The organism is Flavobacteriales bacterium (assembly GCA_020635855.1).
Classification (GTDB): domain Bacteria; phylum Bacteroidota; class Bacteroidia; order JACJYZ01; family JACJYZ01; genus JACJYZ01.
On record JACJYZ010000002.1, the window covers coordinates 550,680 to 566,515 of the forward strand.

Annotated in this window: 11 protein-coding genes; 5 read left to right on the forward strand and 6 right to left on the reverse strand. The window is 52.2% G+C overall.

Going from position 1 to position 15,836, the window contains the following annotated elements:
- The first annotated feature begins 225 nt into the window (after positions 1-225).
- Together H6585_02415 and gap are read left to right on the forward strand one after the other, a co-directional pair.
- Positions 226-2,970 carry a T9SS type A sorting domain-containing protein gene (locus tag H6585_02415; GenBank protein ID MCB9447182.1) on the forward strand — a complete coding sequence of 915 codons (2,745 nt, stop codon included), beginning with the start codon at positions 226-228 and terminating at the stop codon, positions 2,968-2,970.
- Positions 2,971-3,065: 95 nt separating this feature from the next.
- Entirely contained in the window at positions 3,066-4,070 is a 1,005-nt protein-coding gene (gene gap, locus H6585_02420) for a type I glyceraldehyde-3-phosphate dehydrogenase (GenBank protein ID MCB9447183.1), read from the forward strand.
- On the opposite strand, the gene H6585_02425 is transcribed toward gap, so the two are convergent.
- From H6585_02425 to lpxK, 6 genes are all read right to left on the reverse strand, one after another.
- A complete protein-coding gene (locus tag H6585_02425) occupies positions 4,071-4,814 on the reverse strand; it encodes a UDP-2,3-diacylglucosamine diphosphatase (GenBank protein MCB9447184.1) in 744 nt (247 codons plus the stop codon).
- Positions 4,814-7,774, reverse strand: coding sequence for a M1 family metallopeptidase (locus tag H6585_02430; protein MCB9447185.1), 2,961 nt, complete (start codon positions 7,772-7,774; stop codon positions 4,814-4,816). Before H6585_02430 ends, H6585_02425 begins: the two co-directional genes overlap by 1 nt.
- 62 nt (positions 7,775-7,836) lie before the next feature.
- Positions 7,837-9,027: an AhpC/TSA family protein gene (locus tag H6585_02435; GenBank protein ID MCB9447186.1), complete on the reverse strand. Its 1,191-nt coding sequence runs from the start codon at positions 9,025-9,027 to the stop codon at positions 7,837-7,839.
- A gap of 103 nt (positions 9,028-9,130) precedes the next feature.
- Complete coding sequence (locus tag H6585_02440) at positions 9,131-10,507, reverse strand: choice-of-anchor B family protein (protein MCB9447187.1); 1,377 nt, start codon at positions 10,505-10,507, stop codon at positions 9,131-9,133.
- A 34-nt stretch (positions 10,508-10,541) separates the two neighbouring features.
- On the reverse strand, positions 10,542-11,357 hold the full coding sequence (locus H6585_02445) for a purine-nucleoside phosphorylase (protein ID MCB9447188.1): 816 nt from the start codon (positions 11,355-11,357) through the stop codon (positions 10,542-10,544).
- The gene (gene lpxK, locus H6585_02450) at positions 11,329-12,396 is read right to left on the reverse strand and encodes a tetraacyldisaccharide 4'-kinase (protein ID MCB9447189.1); all 1,068 of its coding nucleotides are present in this window, start codon (positions 12,394-12,396) and stop codon (positions 11,329-11,331) included. The genes H6585_02445 and lpxK overlap by 29 nt, the downstream gene beginning before the upstream one ends.
- A gap of 73 nt (positions 12,397-12,469) precedes the next feature.
- Between lpxK and H6585_02455 the strand changes: the two genes are divergently transcribed.
- The 3 genes from H6585_02455 to H6585_02465 all read left to right on the forward strand — a co-directional run bounded on the left by H6585_02455 (position 12,470) and on the right by H6585_02465 (position 15,836).
- Entirely contained in the window at positions 12,470-13,264 is a 795-nt protein-coding gene (locus tag H6585_02455; protein MCB9447190.1) for a Nif3-like dinuclear metal center hexameric protein, read from the forward strand.
- A gap of 3 nt (positions 13,265-13,267) precedes the next feature.
- Positions 13,268-14,218: a hypothetical protein gene (locus tag H6585_02460; protein ID MCB9447191.1), complete on the forward strand. Its 951-nt coding sequence runs from the start codon at positions 13,268-13,270 to the stop codon at positions 14,216-14,218.
- Between the two features lie 136 nt (positions 14,219-14,354).
- Entirely contained in the window at positions 14,355-15,836 is a 1,482-nt protein-coding gene (locus H6585_02465; protein ID MCB9447192.1) for a tetratricopeptide repeat protein, read from the forward strand.

Consider the following 15,836-nt stretch of genomic DNA (forward strand, 5'->3'; position numbering starts at 1 on the left):
GATTTTGGTTTTGAAAGGGTCCATCGCAAGACCCTTCTGTTCCCCTCCTCTCTGTCGGTAAACCCGGAAGCCGGATCGGTCATGATTCCCGAATCAGGTTGAAATGCACCGCATTCCAGCGCTGGAATGCTTTGTAATTGGAAATTAATTTTTACTTTTACCTCCCGCATCGGTCATCATTTCAAACAAGAGTTTTATCATTTTTCTGAATCAAGTAATTCCGCTATGAAGTCAAAAGCATTATTCAGCTTTGCAGCGCTGGCCATGATAGGTGGAGGCCTGGCTTGGGTTAACGTGCAATCGCATGACGGAGCACGTCAGTATATCCCAAGAAGTGAGCAACATCTTCGGAGCGACATCCACGGTGCCCTCGAACACTATCGCATCCTTCGCGGTAACCCAGCAACCGGACAGTTTGATAACCAGGCCATGCTCAGGGCCAGGCAGGAAGTGCAGGCTTTCTCTTCGTTGCAGAAAACCAATTCACTTGACTTGCAATGGGAAGAACTTGGGCCTGACAACGTCGGTGGACGTACGCGTGCCATCCTGGTTGATAAGAACAACAGCAGCAAAGTTTATGCGGGTTCCGTGAGCGGCGGTTTGTGGTATTCCACTTCCGGTGGCGGTTCATGGCAACAACACCCAGATGTGGCCACCAACCTGGCTGTGGCTTCCATTATACAGGCTGCCAATGGCGACATATATGTGGGTACCGGAGAAGGCATGTATTATAATTCCGGACAAGGAACCGGCGGTATTGTCGGCGGTGGTGTTTATAAATCCACCGACGGCGGCTCATCCTTTACATTGATCAGTTCCACCGTTCCGGCTCCCAACAGCAACAGCGTTGATTGGGCATCTGTGAACCGTCTTGCTGCTGACCCCAGCAATTCCAACCGCATCTATGCCGCTACCAACCGCGGTCTTCGCGTAACCGACGATGGTGGTACCAACTGGTTCAACCCCATCTATATCGGTAGTTCCACCACCGCCGATACCAAATCCTCATCCGATGTGGAAGTGACTTCCGATGGAACCGTGTTCGCCGTGGTAGGAGGTATTGTTCACAAATCTACCAGCGGAAACGACAACACATTTACCAACCTGATGACAAGCGGTTCGGGTTTGCCCACCGGTATCGGACGCATCGAGCTGGCAGTGGCCCCATCAGATCCCAATTATGTATATGCTGCTGCAGGGACCTCTTCCGGTGTGTTGTACAATGTCTATCGCTCCACCGATAAAGGAAATACCTTCAATTCCATCGTGATCGACAACAACGGCAGCGTAGGTAGCAATGATTTCTTCGAGCCTTATAACGGACAGGCAGGTTACGACAACGCCCTGGCCGTATTCCCCAATGATAAGAACAAGGTGATCCTTGGCGGGGTTGAGTTATGGACATGGGAAGAAGGCACCGGATGGGTGCAGATAGGCAGCGAATTCAAAAGCCCTTACAACCCGTATTACGTACACGCAGATAAGCACGAATTCCGTTTTGATCCCAACAACGGCAGCACCCTGTACATCGGTTGCGATGGCGGTATCTTCAAATCCACCGACGGAGCCTCCACTTTCAAGGCGATGAACAAGGGATATTCCGTTACCCAATACTATTCGGTTGCATACCAACTCTCCGGAGAGCACGTAGCCGGTGGTGCGCAGGATAACGGTACCACGCTGATAAATACCCAAACCCTGATCCCCGGACTGAACAGCCTGAAGTCCGGTGCGGATTTGTACGGTGGTGATGGTGTGTATACAGATTTTGCAGCCAGCTTGCCGAATGCCATGTTTGCCGGTTCTCAATACGGAAATGTGACTCGTTCCGCAGCCGCCACCAAAGGGGGTGCATTCGCCAGCTTCTACGAAACACGAATGACCGCCTTGGGAACACCAGGTACCAATGGCTATGGCCCGTTTGTTTCTATTTTCCGCATTTGGGAAGGATTCTGGGGTGATCCCACTGTTCCTGGTAATAAGTATGATGATTGCTTCGCCGTGGCCCTCGGCATCCGGGATGCTACGAAAGGTACCGGAGGCGGTATCTGGATCACACGCGATGCACTTAACTTCTCAACCACACCTAGTTGGTACAACATCGCCACCATTGATGGGGGAGATGTGCTGAGCATGGAGTTCACCGATGATGGCGATCACCTCTTCGTAGGTACTTCCTTCGGTTCGTTGTATCGCATTGATAGCATCGGGCAAGCCCGTACTTTCGACCGTGGTGATGTGTCCGGAGATTCTCTCAAGGTGGTATCCAAGGTGGTTAAAACCTTCTCCCAGCCCGTAACAGGTATCGGTATCAACCACGGAGATGGCAACCACGTGGTGGTGACACTGGGTGGCTACGGGTCAACCAACCCTTACATTTATGAGTCCACCAATGCATTGACAACGGCATCCTTCACTTCCATTCAGGGTAACCTGCCCAAGATGCCGGTGTACGATGCAGCCATCGATCGCTTCAACAGCAACCGCATCATCATCGGTACCGATTACGGTGTATACTCTACCGATGACGGTGGTGCCAGCTGGACCGAACAAAACAATGACCTGGGTCGTGTACCTGTATTCATGGTACGCATGCAGGATCGCGATCAGAGCGGTGCATTCTCTTCCCGTGTGTACATTGCCACACACGGTCGTGGTGCCTGGCGTTCGTCTACACTCACTTCCGTTCCCAAGCTGGAACAGGTGAATGTGAGCGATCTCCAACTGTTCCCCAACCCCATGCGGGAAGGCGTAGGCAACATCCGCTTTACACTGGATGAGCCTGCATTGGTTCAGGTGGCGGTGTATGACCTGGCCGGACATGTTGTATGGAAACGTGATGCCGCACATGTACGCGCAGGCGAACATCAGATCACATTCCAGGGCCAGGAACTGTCGGCTGGTGCTTACCTGGTGAACCTCCAGGTGAATGGCCAGCAGCACTCCAGCAAACTCCTGGTTACAAAATAAGCCGGTTCTTCACCGGATTGAAAAGCCCGCAATTTTGATGCGGGCTTTTTTGTTTCCTGCATTCTGCATGTCATATTTGCACTAACTTTGAAAAAATGGCTAGCATGATTCGAATTGGTATCAATGGTTTCGGAAGGATAGGACGTACCCTGGCGCGGGTCGTGAACAACAGGCCCGATATGGAGATCGTGGCAATCAACGACCTGGCGGATGCGGCTACGCTCGCTCATCTGCTGAAGTATGATTCGGTTCACCGGGCGTTCCCCGGTACCGTTGAAACCTCCGGCGATCAGCTGGTGATCAACGGTGTTCAGGTATCTATGTCGGCGGTCAAAGATCCGAAAGACATCCCATGGAAATCAGCAGGGGTGGATGTGGTGATCGAATCCACCGGTCATTTCCGCACCCTTGAAGCCGCTTCCGGGCACCTGACCGCCGGGGCTTCACGTGTGATCATTTCCGCACCTCCCCAAAGTGCCGATGTGAAAACAGTGGTGTTGGGGGTGAATGATCACATCCTTGACGCCAATGAGCCGGTGATCTCCAATGCTTCCTGTACCACCAACTGCGCCGCACCCATGGTGAAAGTACTGGACGAGAAATGGGGCATCGAATCCGGTTACATCACAACCGTGCACTCGTATACCACCGATCAGCGCCTGCATGATGCGCCCCACGCCGATTTGCGTCGGGCACGCGCAGCAGCATATTCCATTGTGCCTACCACAACGGGTGCAGCAAAAGCCATCACGCGCATCTTCACCCACCTTGAAGGTAAAATGGGTGGGTGTGGCATTCGGGTGCCGGTTCCTGATGGCTCGCTCACCGATCTCACGTGTATTCTGTCACGGGCGCCTGAAAGCATCGAGGAAGTGAATGACGCATTTCTGTCGGCGTCGGAAGGTACGTTGGCAGGGATCCTGGCCTTCAATCCCGACCCCATCGTTTCTATTGATATCGTGGGTAATCCTTATTCATGCATTTTCGATCCCGGACTCACATCCGTGATGGGCAGCATGGTGAAAGTGGTGGGATGGTATGACAATGAGATGGGCTATTCCAATCGCCTGGCTGACCTGATCGCGCGCGTGGCGGTGTGATCAGGGATTGAATTTCTTCAACACCAACTCGCTGCCGTTAAACTCGGCATAGGTGTAAAGCGAGATCCAGTCGCCCAGGTTGATGAACCTGGCGCCATTTTCCAGTTCGATATCGTTTGCCAGGTGCCTGTGCCCGTATATGAAGTAATCGATGTGTTCCTTTTTGAGCACCTCCCTGGAATGAATGACCTGCCATTCTTTGTCGCCATAAAACACCTCGTCTTCAGTCGACAGCCGGCTCCGGCGTGAAAAATATTGGGCGATGCCGATGCCCAGGTTCGGGTGCAGGCGTGCAAACAACCATTGACAAAGTTTGCTGGCGAAGATTTTCTTCAGCATTTTGTACTTGTGATCTCCGGGGCCAATACCGTCGCCATGGGCCAGGTAAAATTTCTTTCCGCCCATTTCCACCTGAACCGGATGCCGATGAATGATCACGCCGATTTCTTTCTCCAGGTAGTCGAATGCCCACATGTCATGGTTGCCGGTGAAGAAGTGGATTTGTGTTCCTGCATCACGAAGCTCGGCCAGCTTGCCCAGCAATCTCACAAAACCCCTGGGTACCGCCGTTTTGTATTCGAACCAAAAATCGAACACGTCTCCGAGAAGGTACAATGTTTTACAGTTGGACTTGATCGCATCCAGCCAGGCCACCACTTTCTTTTCCCGCTCAAGGCTTCCGGCATGGTCGGGTACACCCAGGTGCAGATCGGAGATGAAGAATATGTTTCCGGTTTCAGGCATCAAAGGGTGTTTCGCAGCATTTCGAACGGATCCATCCGGGTGATGTTGAATGTGAACCGTATGCGCTGCCCGAACGAGAGTTGGTTAAGATCTTCTGACTGGGCAAACGGCAGGTATACCTCAAGGATATCGGGTACGATTCGAATGGCCAAACCGGCGTCATAAGCCCATTTCTTCATGTCACCGCCCGTTCCGATGTCGCCGTACAGCCAGAGCGGAAGTTTGCCGGGCAATGATATCATGGCGTTGAAGGAATTGATCCAACTCAACGTGGGCAAACCGGTCAGGTTCTTGAAGCCGCCGTCGTTGACAGCAACCTGTTGTCCGAAGAAACCGGTGGATGTATTCCTGGCAAAGTACAGCTGGTCGTACATGTAGTCTGTGTTTCCGCTCATGCCGAACCCGAACCGTGTGCTGTCAGGTATGCTGGCAAACAACATGGCACCGCCGAACGCACGCAATTCAATTCCTTTTCTCTTCTGATGGAAGGAGAGTTTGTACTTCAGTTCAACTTGTGCCTTTCCGAAGTCACCCATGGTTTCGGATGAGCCGTATTGGTAGGAGGCCTCCATGCCATAAGGATCGATCATGCGGTCGTTCTCCAGCTTGTAGGCAATCTCATTCACATAATACCGGTTGTCTTCGGCATATGCATAATAACCTTGAACATATGGATCCGGTTGCTGCCATTTGCTTTGGTTTTCGATGGCATACACCGCGCGCAGTCTGATCTGTTGTTTCAGGTGATCGGTCGGATGCTGGCGCCGGATTTTCAAACGTACTTCCGGCATGATGCGGTAATAGTTCAGCGTCAGCGGACTGTTCGACAAGGCGAAGGAGGAGGCCCGCAGTCCGTAATCCACTGATTCTAACATGCTGCGCAATGGATATGTGTGATAGGTCATTCGTGCGCCACCTGCAAGTGAATTGCTTGCAAAACCGTACATCGGGGCAAGGAGCCATTCGAATTTCTTTTGGGGGATGAGGCTGTTGTTGAGGGCCAGACCCAGCATGAAACCGTTGTATCGGTTCCAGCCCAGCAGGTAGTTGTAGAATACCTGCGTGCGGTTGGGGTTCTCCGTGCTGCCCAGCCATTGGATGCGAAGCGGTTCGATGCCACGCAGGATGCCGTGCGTACGGAGGGTGTTGTTGGTTCGCCTGGTTTCAGGCATGCGGCCCGTGGCGTTAATCACCAGGCGATCATATGCGCCTGCAGGAAATTCCAGCTGTTTGCTACCCTTGAATCCATCGTACCACTTTGTGGCCACGATTGAATCGCCGGCATACGCATTTACATAAAAAGGACCGGGAACCTCACCGGCATTTCTCACCCGGATGTGGCTGCCGTCTTTGCTCACGTCGGCCAGTTTGTAGTCGAGCCATGCCGTACCGTCAATAACATCATCAAAAAACCAGGCCAGGTCTTTCCCTGATTTTTCTTCCCAGATGCGCCGGAAGTCTTCAGGTTGCGGATGTTTGAACTTCCATGCATTGAAATAGGCATGCATGCAGCTGTCGACTACGTCCGGTCCCAGCCATGCCAGCAGGTAGTCGAAAGCAATGGCGGTTTTTGCATAGACCATGCCGCCGTAGTTCAATTCGGTATAGTAAATGGCCTTTCCTTCGCATGGCTGATCGCTGCGAGACCTGGCATTGATCAGGTAGGACAGGTCCTTTTCGGCCCTTGCCGGCAGGTAAGCCAGGTCAAACCTTTCGGCGATGCGCGTTGCTACATCTCCTTCCAGTAATTTTCGTCCCGGGTATTTGGTGGTCATGTACCGGAGCTCGTTGAACGAGTTGATGCCCTCATCCATCCAGGGGTGGATGCGTTCATTGGATCCCAGGATGCCGTAAAACCAGTTGTGTCCCACTTCATGTGCGATCACTTCATCCAGCCTGGTTGCGCTGTTGGTGCGACCGATGACGGTGATGTTGGGATATTCCATTCCTCCGCCCGCACTGATGGTGCCGTCTACGGCGGTTGCATGGTTGTATGGGTAGTCGCCGTTCCAGAGGGAATAGTAGTACACGGCATCGTTGACGTATTGGATCGCGTCTTTCCACAGCTTTGCTTTGTCGTTGGTGAACATCACCCATGTTTGCACCTTGCGGCCGGAGTGCGGCAATTTGACTTCGCCGTGGAGCACGTGGTAACGTTTATCTGCAAACCATGCGAAGTCGTGTACGTTGTGTTGGACGAAACGCAGGGTCTTGCGTTTGGTATCACTGGCAGGGAAGGCCATGGTTGTGTCAAAGTCGGTGATCTTTGCCGTTTCCATGGCGTTCTCGATGAGGCGCCGTTCTTCCTCGGGGTTTTTTTGAAGGTCGCCGGTGGCACCCACCACATAGTTGGCCGGCAGTTCAATGCTCACATCATAGCTTCCGAATTCAGAATAGAATTCCCCCTGGTGCAGGTATGGCATGGCATGCCACCCATCGCGGTCGTATACGGCAGGCTTCGGGTACCATTGGGTGATCTGGTATTGTTGTCCCATGTGCCCCAGGCGGGAGATCTTGCCCGACGGAACCTTCACCTTGAACGGTGTGGTGATGGTGACATTTGCTTCCGGTAGCAGTGGTTCGTTCAGCGTAAGTAGGGCGATATCTATATGTTGGGGGTCATAAGACCATTTGATGTCTTTGCCGTTTGCCTGGAAGTGCAGGCTGTCGATCCATCCCTTTGATGATTCATCGGCATCGAACAATGACCGGTTCCCTTGGTCCACCAACTGTTTGCCCAAGGCAGTTTCATTGTTTTTGTAGGCATTCGGCCAGATGTGAAAATAGAGTTCCCTGAGGGTGTCGGGGGAATGGTTGGTATACACCACCGTTTCGTTCGCGCTCAACATGTGGTTTACATCGTCGAGGCTTACGTGAATGGTGTAATCCACTGATTGTTGGAAGTAGGTCTTTTCCTGTGCAACAGACCGGCCTGCGGTGATCAGTGCGAAAAGGCTCAAAAAGAAAGATGCGGATTTTTTCATAGCGCGTATCGGACGCTCATTCATCCTGTAAAGTTACATCAACCCAGCACCTCTTTTAATTTCTGTTCCAGGGATTCACCTCTCAGATTTCTTGCGATGATCTTTCCGTCTTTGCCTATGAGAACAGTGGAGGGAATGGACGTGATGCCGTACACCTGGAGGATGGGGGAAGACCAGAATGCCAGGTCACTCACGTGTATCCAGGTGAGGTTGTCGTCTTCGATGGCTTTTACCCAGGCATCTTGGCTTCGATCAAGACTTACGGCGTAAATCTCAAAACCCCGTTTGTGGTATTCTTTGTATACGCGTACCACGTTGGGGTTCTCGGCACGACAGGGTCTGCACCAGGAGGCCCAGAAATCAATCAATACCACTTTGCCGCGCAGGCTAGACAGGGATATGGGTTTCCCGCTGGGGTCATTCAATGTGATCTCCGGAGCATCCAGTCCGGGTGCCAGTTTGGCTTCCATCTCATGGCGTGCTTTTGCTTCGGCGATTTCGGCTTTGATATTGTCGATCCGCAACTTGAGGGTTTGCACGTGTTTGGAATTGGGGTATGTCTTGTCCAGGGAGGTTGCTACCTGTTCGAAATATTTCAGGTCGCCTTCCGATGATGCGTCGAATACCATGTCTCGTCCGATGCGCTGGTAAAGGGCGATGATGGTGGAAAGCGATCCGTCGTGCGTTTGTATAAAGGAGATGGAGTGTTGGCGCAGGTCTTCCTTCATGCGTTGGTACTCGGCTTCGAGTCCGGCCTTGATGCTGGGGAAGTCGGGCGTGTTCTGTGCAGACTGGAAGATTTGAGACAAAGAATCCAGTGCGTGCATCTGTTGGGTGGCGAAATCCGTGAGTTCACTGATCTCGCCTGATCCGGTTGAGCCTTCCACTTTGTATGTGCGTTGCAGATCGTTGAGGTCACCCGTCAGTTCGATGTTCTCCATGCTGTCGGTCAGCAGGGTAAGCACGCGCCCGGACGTATGTGCATCCTTGCCGAAACGCAACAGGTAGAATCCCATTTCGCTGACGCGGGTATTCAACTCAAAGTGACCATTGGCATCCATGGCTGTGGAGTCCAGAAGGATGGTTGTGTTCGGGAGCAATTCTTCCAGATAAACCCACCCTCCCGGTGAATTGGTCATGTCACCTTCAATGCTGGGTGCCTTCTTTCCGCAGGATGCCACCAGGAAAGTTGTCACACAGGCAATCGCAATCTTGCTAAATCGTTTCATGGCAGGGGATTAGGTTTACGTTGGTTGCCGACAAAGATAAGGTCTTTGCCATAAAACCGAAACCTCCCCTCAGAAGATTGGATTTGCTGGTTTTTTCAGGGGTTTACGGATTGATTTTGGAAATCCGTGTATGAAAACGGACATCGCCGGAAATGAGTGACAGCATATAAATGGATTCCGGTAGTCCTTCCAGCGAAAGGTTCTCATCCGCGGTAGTTCCCGACAAGACGCGCCGACCGTCCATGCTGTACACTTCGTACCGAACAACCTGTCCTGTCATTTCCTCGGGGAAGCGGACGTGTAACCGACCTGTGGTCGGGTTCGGATACACGCGGCAGGAGCGTGGTTTCGGATGATCACCCGTTGATGATATCACCTGGCTGACATCCAGCACGAACAGGCCGTACTGCATGTCGGATACCAGCACATGGCCGGATGGAAGGAAAGGATAACAGCCCCATGCGCCTCGATAGGAGTCGTGGTCACCGGCGGAGTAGGTGCGGTAATAGCCGCGCTTGATGGGGTTCGCCGGATCCGATATATCATACAGTTCAAATCCGTCGTGGTAATAAGCAACATACAGGTAATCGCCTTTGATGAGCGGGTTGTGGGCCATGGACATTGAATCCACGCCGGAGCCGAATGTGGCCACGACCTTGATATCGGATAGGTCAGATACATCCAGCATTTTCAGACGATATCCGTGGTTTTCATCGGCCATTACATAATGTTTGCCGTCTTCCGAGAGCCATCCCGAATGGTTATAACCTTTATCCGGGTAGGTGTCGATGCTTCCGAGGGCGTGAAAGTTTGAGGTGTCGGTGAAGTCCATCACCACCATTCCATTGTACCCATTGTGGCAGAAGCCGGTGTCGTTGCGCACATAGATGTCGTGAACGGTGCCCATGTCGTTGTACACCTTCAGCAATTGTGGTAACTCGGGGTTCTGCAGGCTATAGACTTCAAGTCCTTTGTATCCCCTGGCCGTGGATGTAACCGAGCAAACGTAAAGCCGGACGGTGGCCGAATCGATGAAGATGTTGTGGGAGCGTTTGAACAGGTTGCGCGAATCATAGACTACGTGTACACTGTCGGGTAGGTAGGAGATGTCTGCGATCTGCAGCGTACTTTCGCCTTCATCGCTGACCATGTAAAGGTAGTTGCCGTAATCATGAAAATCGCGGTGAACGATCTGGTTGGTTGAGACCGCACCTTTTACGAAGGCCACCGGAACGCTGTTGACTGCATCCGTCACATCAAAGATGTGTGTGCCCTGGGTGGAGCCTATCACCGCATATTCGCGGTTGTTGCGGGTGAATCCCCAGATCTCGTTGTACCGGTTGTTGTAGGAGGCGGATCCCGCAATGGTGGTATCGTTCCAATGGTACAGCAAAGTAACGTTGCTGTCGATCTGGGCCATGGCGGGCACAAGACACGCCACAATCAGGCTGCAGGTAAGCAGGATGTGTGAAAGTCGCATGGGCAAAGGATTTCCTAATGCCCAATGTACGGAATCAAAATGAAGAGATCAAGGCCTTCATCACGGCGGTCATTTTCGGCTCGGCCTGGCTGGCCACAGCAATCACCTTTTCAATGCTCACTTCTTCGATCCGGCCTTCCACGCCCAGGTCGGTGATAATGGAAATGGCGAAACACGGTAGTCCCATTTGGCGTGCAGCAATCACCTCGGGTACGGTTGACATCCCCACGGCATCCGCGCCCAGCATCCGCAGCATTTTGTATTCGGCCGGACTTTCCAGGTGAGGGCCGGGTACGGCTACATATACACCTTCATGCGCCCGTATTTTTAATGTGGCTGCAAGTTCAAGTGCCAGGCCACGCATTTTCGGGTCGTAGGCGTGGAGGAGGTCGGGGAACCTAGGACCCCATTCCGGATTGTGCTTGCCGCGTAGCGGTGGATCGGGTAGGAATTGGCTGATGTGATCGGAAATGATCATCAGGTCTCCTTTTTCATAAGAAGGGTTGAGACCGCCGCTGGCATTGGACACGATTAACCTTTCTATGCCGAGGTGTTTCATTACGCGAATGGGGAAAACCACCTCCTGCATCGAATATCCCTCATAATAGTGGAAACGGCCTTCCATGGCCACAACCGGGTGATGGTTGATTTCTCCGAACAGCAGGTTGCCCGAATGGCTTTCCACGGTGGATAACGGAAAGTGGGGAATGTCTTTGTAAGGGAGGCGGGCCTGAATGGTAATTTCTTTGCTGAGTGCACCCAGTCCGGTGCCCAGCACAATGCCGGTGCGTGGTTTGAAATCGGTTTGTGAAAGGATGTAATCAACTGCGGATTGGATCTCTTTTGACATGGGATTCGATGATTTGATAAAAACGTTGTTTGTCGTTGTTGTTAATTACGACCGAAATCGGCAGGTAATAAGGTCGGGCATTTTCTAGCAGGGCTTTGAAGGATGGTGTTCTCAGTCGTGCCGCATCTTTCTCGGTGGTCAGAAACAGCCTGTTGTCAACCGGAAGTTGCTGAAAGGTCGTGATCATATGCTTCACGTCACGGTCGGTGAAGTTGTGGTGATCGGGATAGGTCATCGGTGTTACGAGGTTGCCAGCCTGTTCCAGGTATTTGATCAATGGTTCCGGGTTGGCGATACCGGTGCAAAGCAAGATGTTTTTGCCTGAAACGGATGAAACGGAAGGATGACCATCGGGCCAGACGGGTTGTATTGCTTCGTATCGGATGGATGCAAAAAATATATGTTGATTCGGTGTTGGGCGGATGCGATCCAGGATTGGTTTCATCTCCGCTTTCCGGGCATCTTCCGGAGTTTTGGTTACAATGATGATGTGGGCCCGCTTTCTACCCGACCAGGGTTCGCGCTCCAGGCCGGCGGGCAGAAGGAAATTGGAACGGAAGAAATGGGCGTATTCTATCAAGAGTACATTGCAGTTCGCTTTCACATAACGGTGCTGGAACGCATCGTCAAGTATCACTGCTTCTATATCGGGGTAATCGGTCAGTATTCTCTGTATACCATGTCTCCGGTTTTCATCCACTGCAACAATCCATGCCGGATGGCGGTTCACGCGTTGCATGGCCTCGTCTCCCACGGAAACGGCACCGGCGTCGGGTGTGGCGTATAGGAAGCCCTTCGACTTGCGACCGTATCCACGACTCAGCACGGCTATTTTGTGGTCGGCCGACAGATGACCGGTGATGAAATCCACCATGGGCGATTTACCGGTGCCTCCTGATTTCAGGTTGCCCACGGTAATAACCGGTACCGGAAAAGTTTGTTCCCTGAACCAGCCCATGGTGAACAGCACATTCCGGAAGCGGACGCCGGCACCGTATAGGATGGAGAAAGGAAGCAAGAGGTATCGCCAGGTTTGCATGCCGCCCAAAAGTACAAAACCGCATCGGATCTGAGCCGTTTGTGTCGCCTGTCAAAATCCGTACTTTTGAGCCATGTCACAAGTTACCATTGGCGATGTTGCAGCCTGCCTGGAGGTATGGGCGCCGCCGCAGCTGCAGGAGTCGTATGACAATGCAGGTCTGATTACCGGAGATCCCGCCGGCGAAGTCACGGGGGTGATGGTATCCCTGGATTGCACGGAAGAGGTGGTGATGGACGCCGTGTCACGTAACTGTAACATGGTGGTGTCGCATCATCCCATTGTTTTTCAGGGATTGAAGAAATTCAGCGGGGGAAGTTATGTGGAGCGTGCCTTGATTGCAGCAATCAGAAATGGCGTGGCGCTGTATGCGATCCATACCAACCTGGATGCCGTGCCGGACGGAGTGAACGCCATGATCTGCAGAAAGCTCGATCTGGAGCCGGAAGGGGTGCTGCGGCCCAGGCAAGCCGGACAACCCGAGGGTTCCGGTATGGTGGCCCGGCTCTCCAAGCCCATGGAAGAAAAAGCATTTCTGAAACAGGTGAAAGAAAGGATGGGGGTGTCGTGTCTGCGGCATACCCGGCTGCTTGCAAGGCCCGTACAACGGGTGGCCTTGTGTGGAGGGTCGGGGAGTTTCCTGATTCCGGACGCCCTACGTGCCGGCGTGGATGTTTTCATTACGTCTGACATCAGGTACCACACCTTTTTTGACGCAGATGGCAGGATCCTGCTGGTGGACATCGGGCACTATGAAGCCGAGCAATTCACACAGGAACTCATAGTGGCGTATGTTAAAGAAAAATTTCCTAATTTTGCGGTTCTCTTAACGGAGATCATAACAAACCCCATAAAATATTTGGTATAACCTATGGCCACCGCAAAATCAGCTTCCAACAAGAAAGCCACGGAAACGAAAGCGAAGAAACCTGCTGCCAAGACCGCCAGCAAAGCCGAAAAGACTCCGAAGCCAGCTAAATCCGCCCCTGTAAAATCTGAAAAGAAAGCTCCTGCAAAAGCGGAAAAGGTGGAAGCAGCCAAACCTGCTGCACCTGCTCCGGCATCCAGCAAAGCGGCTGCCAAGGTAAGCCACGCGGTTGAAGAAAAACTAAGGGCTCTCTACAGCCTGCAGGTAATCGATTCAAGCATCGACAAGATCCGTACCGTGCGCGGTGAGCTTCCCCTGGAGGTACGTGACCTGGAAGATGATATTGAGGGACTTGAGACCCGTGTGAACAACTATACCGACGAACTCAAGGAACTGGAAACCCAGATCTCTGAAAAGAAACAGGCGATTAAGGATTCCAAGGAACTGATCAAGAAATATTCCGAGCAACAAAAGAACGTTCGCAACAACCGCGAGTTCGAATCCCTGAACAAGGAAGTAGAATTCCAGAACCTGGAAATCCAGCTTTCCGAAAAGCGCATCAAGGAATTCGAAGTGCTGATTGAGCAGAAAAAGCAAATGATTGATGAGGCGGATGGCAGACTGAACGAGCGTCGAAGTGATTTTGACCACAAGAAGAAAGAACTAGACGACATTATCAAAGAAACCCAGAAGGAAGAAGAAGAGCTGGGACGGAAGTCTAAGAAGGCAGAGGCGGTGATTGAAGAAAGATTGCTGACCGCATACAAACGCATCCGTGAAAATGCGCGCAACGGCCTGGCTGTCGTGTCCATTGAACGTGAAGCCTGCGGAGGATGCTTCAACCAGATTCCGCCGCAAAGGCAGTTGGATATTCGTACCCGTAAGAAGATCATCGTTTGCGAGCACTGCGGTCGCATCCTGGTGGATTCTGATCTGGCAGCGGAAATCTCCTGATCGAAACAGCAAACACATTGACTTTACAGGGCATTCAGGTTCAAACCGGATGCCCTTTTTGCTACATAACCGATTTTATCCGGTGAGGTTGAATACAAACATCCGTTCTGCACGATCAATCGTTTCGTTTCTTGCCATGATGTTGTTCATCGCCGGGCCGGTCAGGGCTTCATTCGAATGGACCGAAGGCGCACGGCAGGCCTATCACAGCATCATCACCCTCCGTTTTCAGGATGGGCGCAGGCAGCTGGAAGCGGAAAAGCAGCTTCATCCCGATAACGACATCCTTCCATTTATAGAAAATTATATTGATTTCCTGACTGTCTTCCTGCATGAGAACAAGGCCGAGTTCCAGCAACTGTTACCCAACAAGGATGCCCGCCTGAAATTGCTGGATGAAGCTCCCAAAAATTCCCCCTGGTACCTGTTGACACATGCGGAAGTAAACCTGCAGTGGGCCTTTGCCAGGCTTCGATTCGGTGAGTACATGCCGGCTGCGATGGAGATCAATAAAGCCTATCGTCTGCTAACACGCAATGCGAAACTATACCCTGATTTTATTCCTAACAGGAAAAGCCTGGGACTCTTGCATGCATTGATCGGCACCATTCCGGATGAGTATGCATGGGCGAAGAACCTGATTGGTGTGGAGGGATCTGTGTCTCAGGGTGTGAACGAAATGATGTCTGTGCTGGAAGCCGCCGGTCGCCAGGAAGATCTGGCTTTCCTCAAAACCGAAACATTCTTCCTGGTGACCTTTGCCCAGCTTAACCTGGAACTGGAAGGCATCTCCGTTACGCCCGGATTCAAGGCGCTGATTGGCCAGCTGTTTACAGAGGATGAATATGCGAACAATCCCTTGTATGTATACTCTTCGGCCCGTATTGCCATGGATCAGGGCGACAATGAAAAGGCAATATCCATTCTGCAACGCCGTCCGACAGATACGGCGTACGAACCCTTCCCTTACCTTGAATACCTGCTGGGAACGGCACTGCAGGGTAAACTTGATGCTGGCGCCGCTGTCTATTTTGAATCTTACCTGAAGCACTTCAAGGGAAAAAGTTATTTGAAAGCCGCCCGGCAGCGCCTCGCATGGATCCAGTTGCTGGCTGGCAATGAAGCCAGGTACCGGGAAATCATGGAACAGGTGAAAACATCCGGAAATACCACCCTTGGCGCCGATAAACAGGCCATGCAGGCTGCGGAGTCGGGTGTGGTGCCCAATGTCAAGTTGTTGAAGGCGCGCCTGCTCTTCGATGGTGGTTATTTCAACAAGTCGCTGCAGGTATTGGTGGCAGACGGGAATGCCCGGGGCTTTGATACCCGGGAGGAAAGGGTGGAATTTGTCTACAGGCTGGCACGCATTCACCAGGAACTGCAACATGCTGACAAGGCCAAGACTTATTTCGATATGACCATTCGTGACGGGGAAACACTTCCGTTATACTATGCCGCCAATGCAGCATTGCAACTGGGGATGATGTATGAGAAGGAAGGTGACTTGGAAGAAGCCCGCAAGTACTACCGCAAATGCATCTCCCTGAAAGACCATGAATATGCACAAAGCCTGAGCCAAAAGGCCAAGGCCGGACTCAATCGCGTCGGGGAGAAGTGA

Excerpts from the sequence above, each read along its gene's own strand:
- H6585_02440 (MCB9447187.1), bottom strand. The coding sequence starts at position 10,507 with ATGCGACTTTCACACATCCTGCTTACCTGCAGCCTGATTGTGGCGTGT.
- H6585_02425 (MCB9447184.1), bottom strand. The coding sequence starts at position 4,814 with ATGCCTGAAACCGGAAACATATTCTTCATCTCCGATCTGCACCTGGGT.
- H6585_02445 (MCB9447188.1), bottom strand. The coding sequence starts at position 11,357 with ATGTCAAAAGAGATCCAATCCGCAGTTGATTACATCCTTTCACAAACC.
- H6585_02465 (MCB9447192.1), top strand. The coding sequence starts at position 14,355 with ATGATGTTGTTCATCGCCGGGCCGGTCAGGGCTTCATTCGAATGGACC.
- gap (MCB9447183.1), top strand. The coding sequence starts at position 3,066 with ATGGCTAGCATGATTCGAATTGGTATCAATGGTTTCGGAAGGATAGGA.
- H6585_02455 (MCB9447190.1), top strand. The coding sequence starts at position 12,470 with ATGTCACAAGTTACCATTGGCGATGTTGCAGCCTGCCTGGAGGTATGG.
- H6585_02415 (MCB9447182.1), top strand. The coding sequence starts at position 226 with ATGAAGTCAAAAGCATTATTCAGCTTTGCAGCGCTGGCCATGATAGGT.
- lpxK (MCB9447189.1), bottom strand. The coding sequence starts at position 12,396 with ATGCAAACCTGGCGATACCTCTTGCTTCCTTTCTCCATCCTATACGGT.
- H6585_02460 (MCB9447191.1), top strand. The coding sequence starts at position 13,268 with ATGGCCACCGCAAAATCAGCTTCCAACAAGAAAGCCACGGAAACGAAA.
- H6585_02435 (MCB9447186.1), bottom strand. The coding sequence starts at position 9,027 with ATGAAACGATTTAGCAAGATTGCGATTGCCTGTGTGACAACTTTCCTG.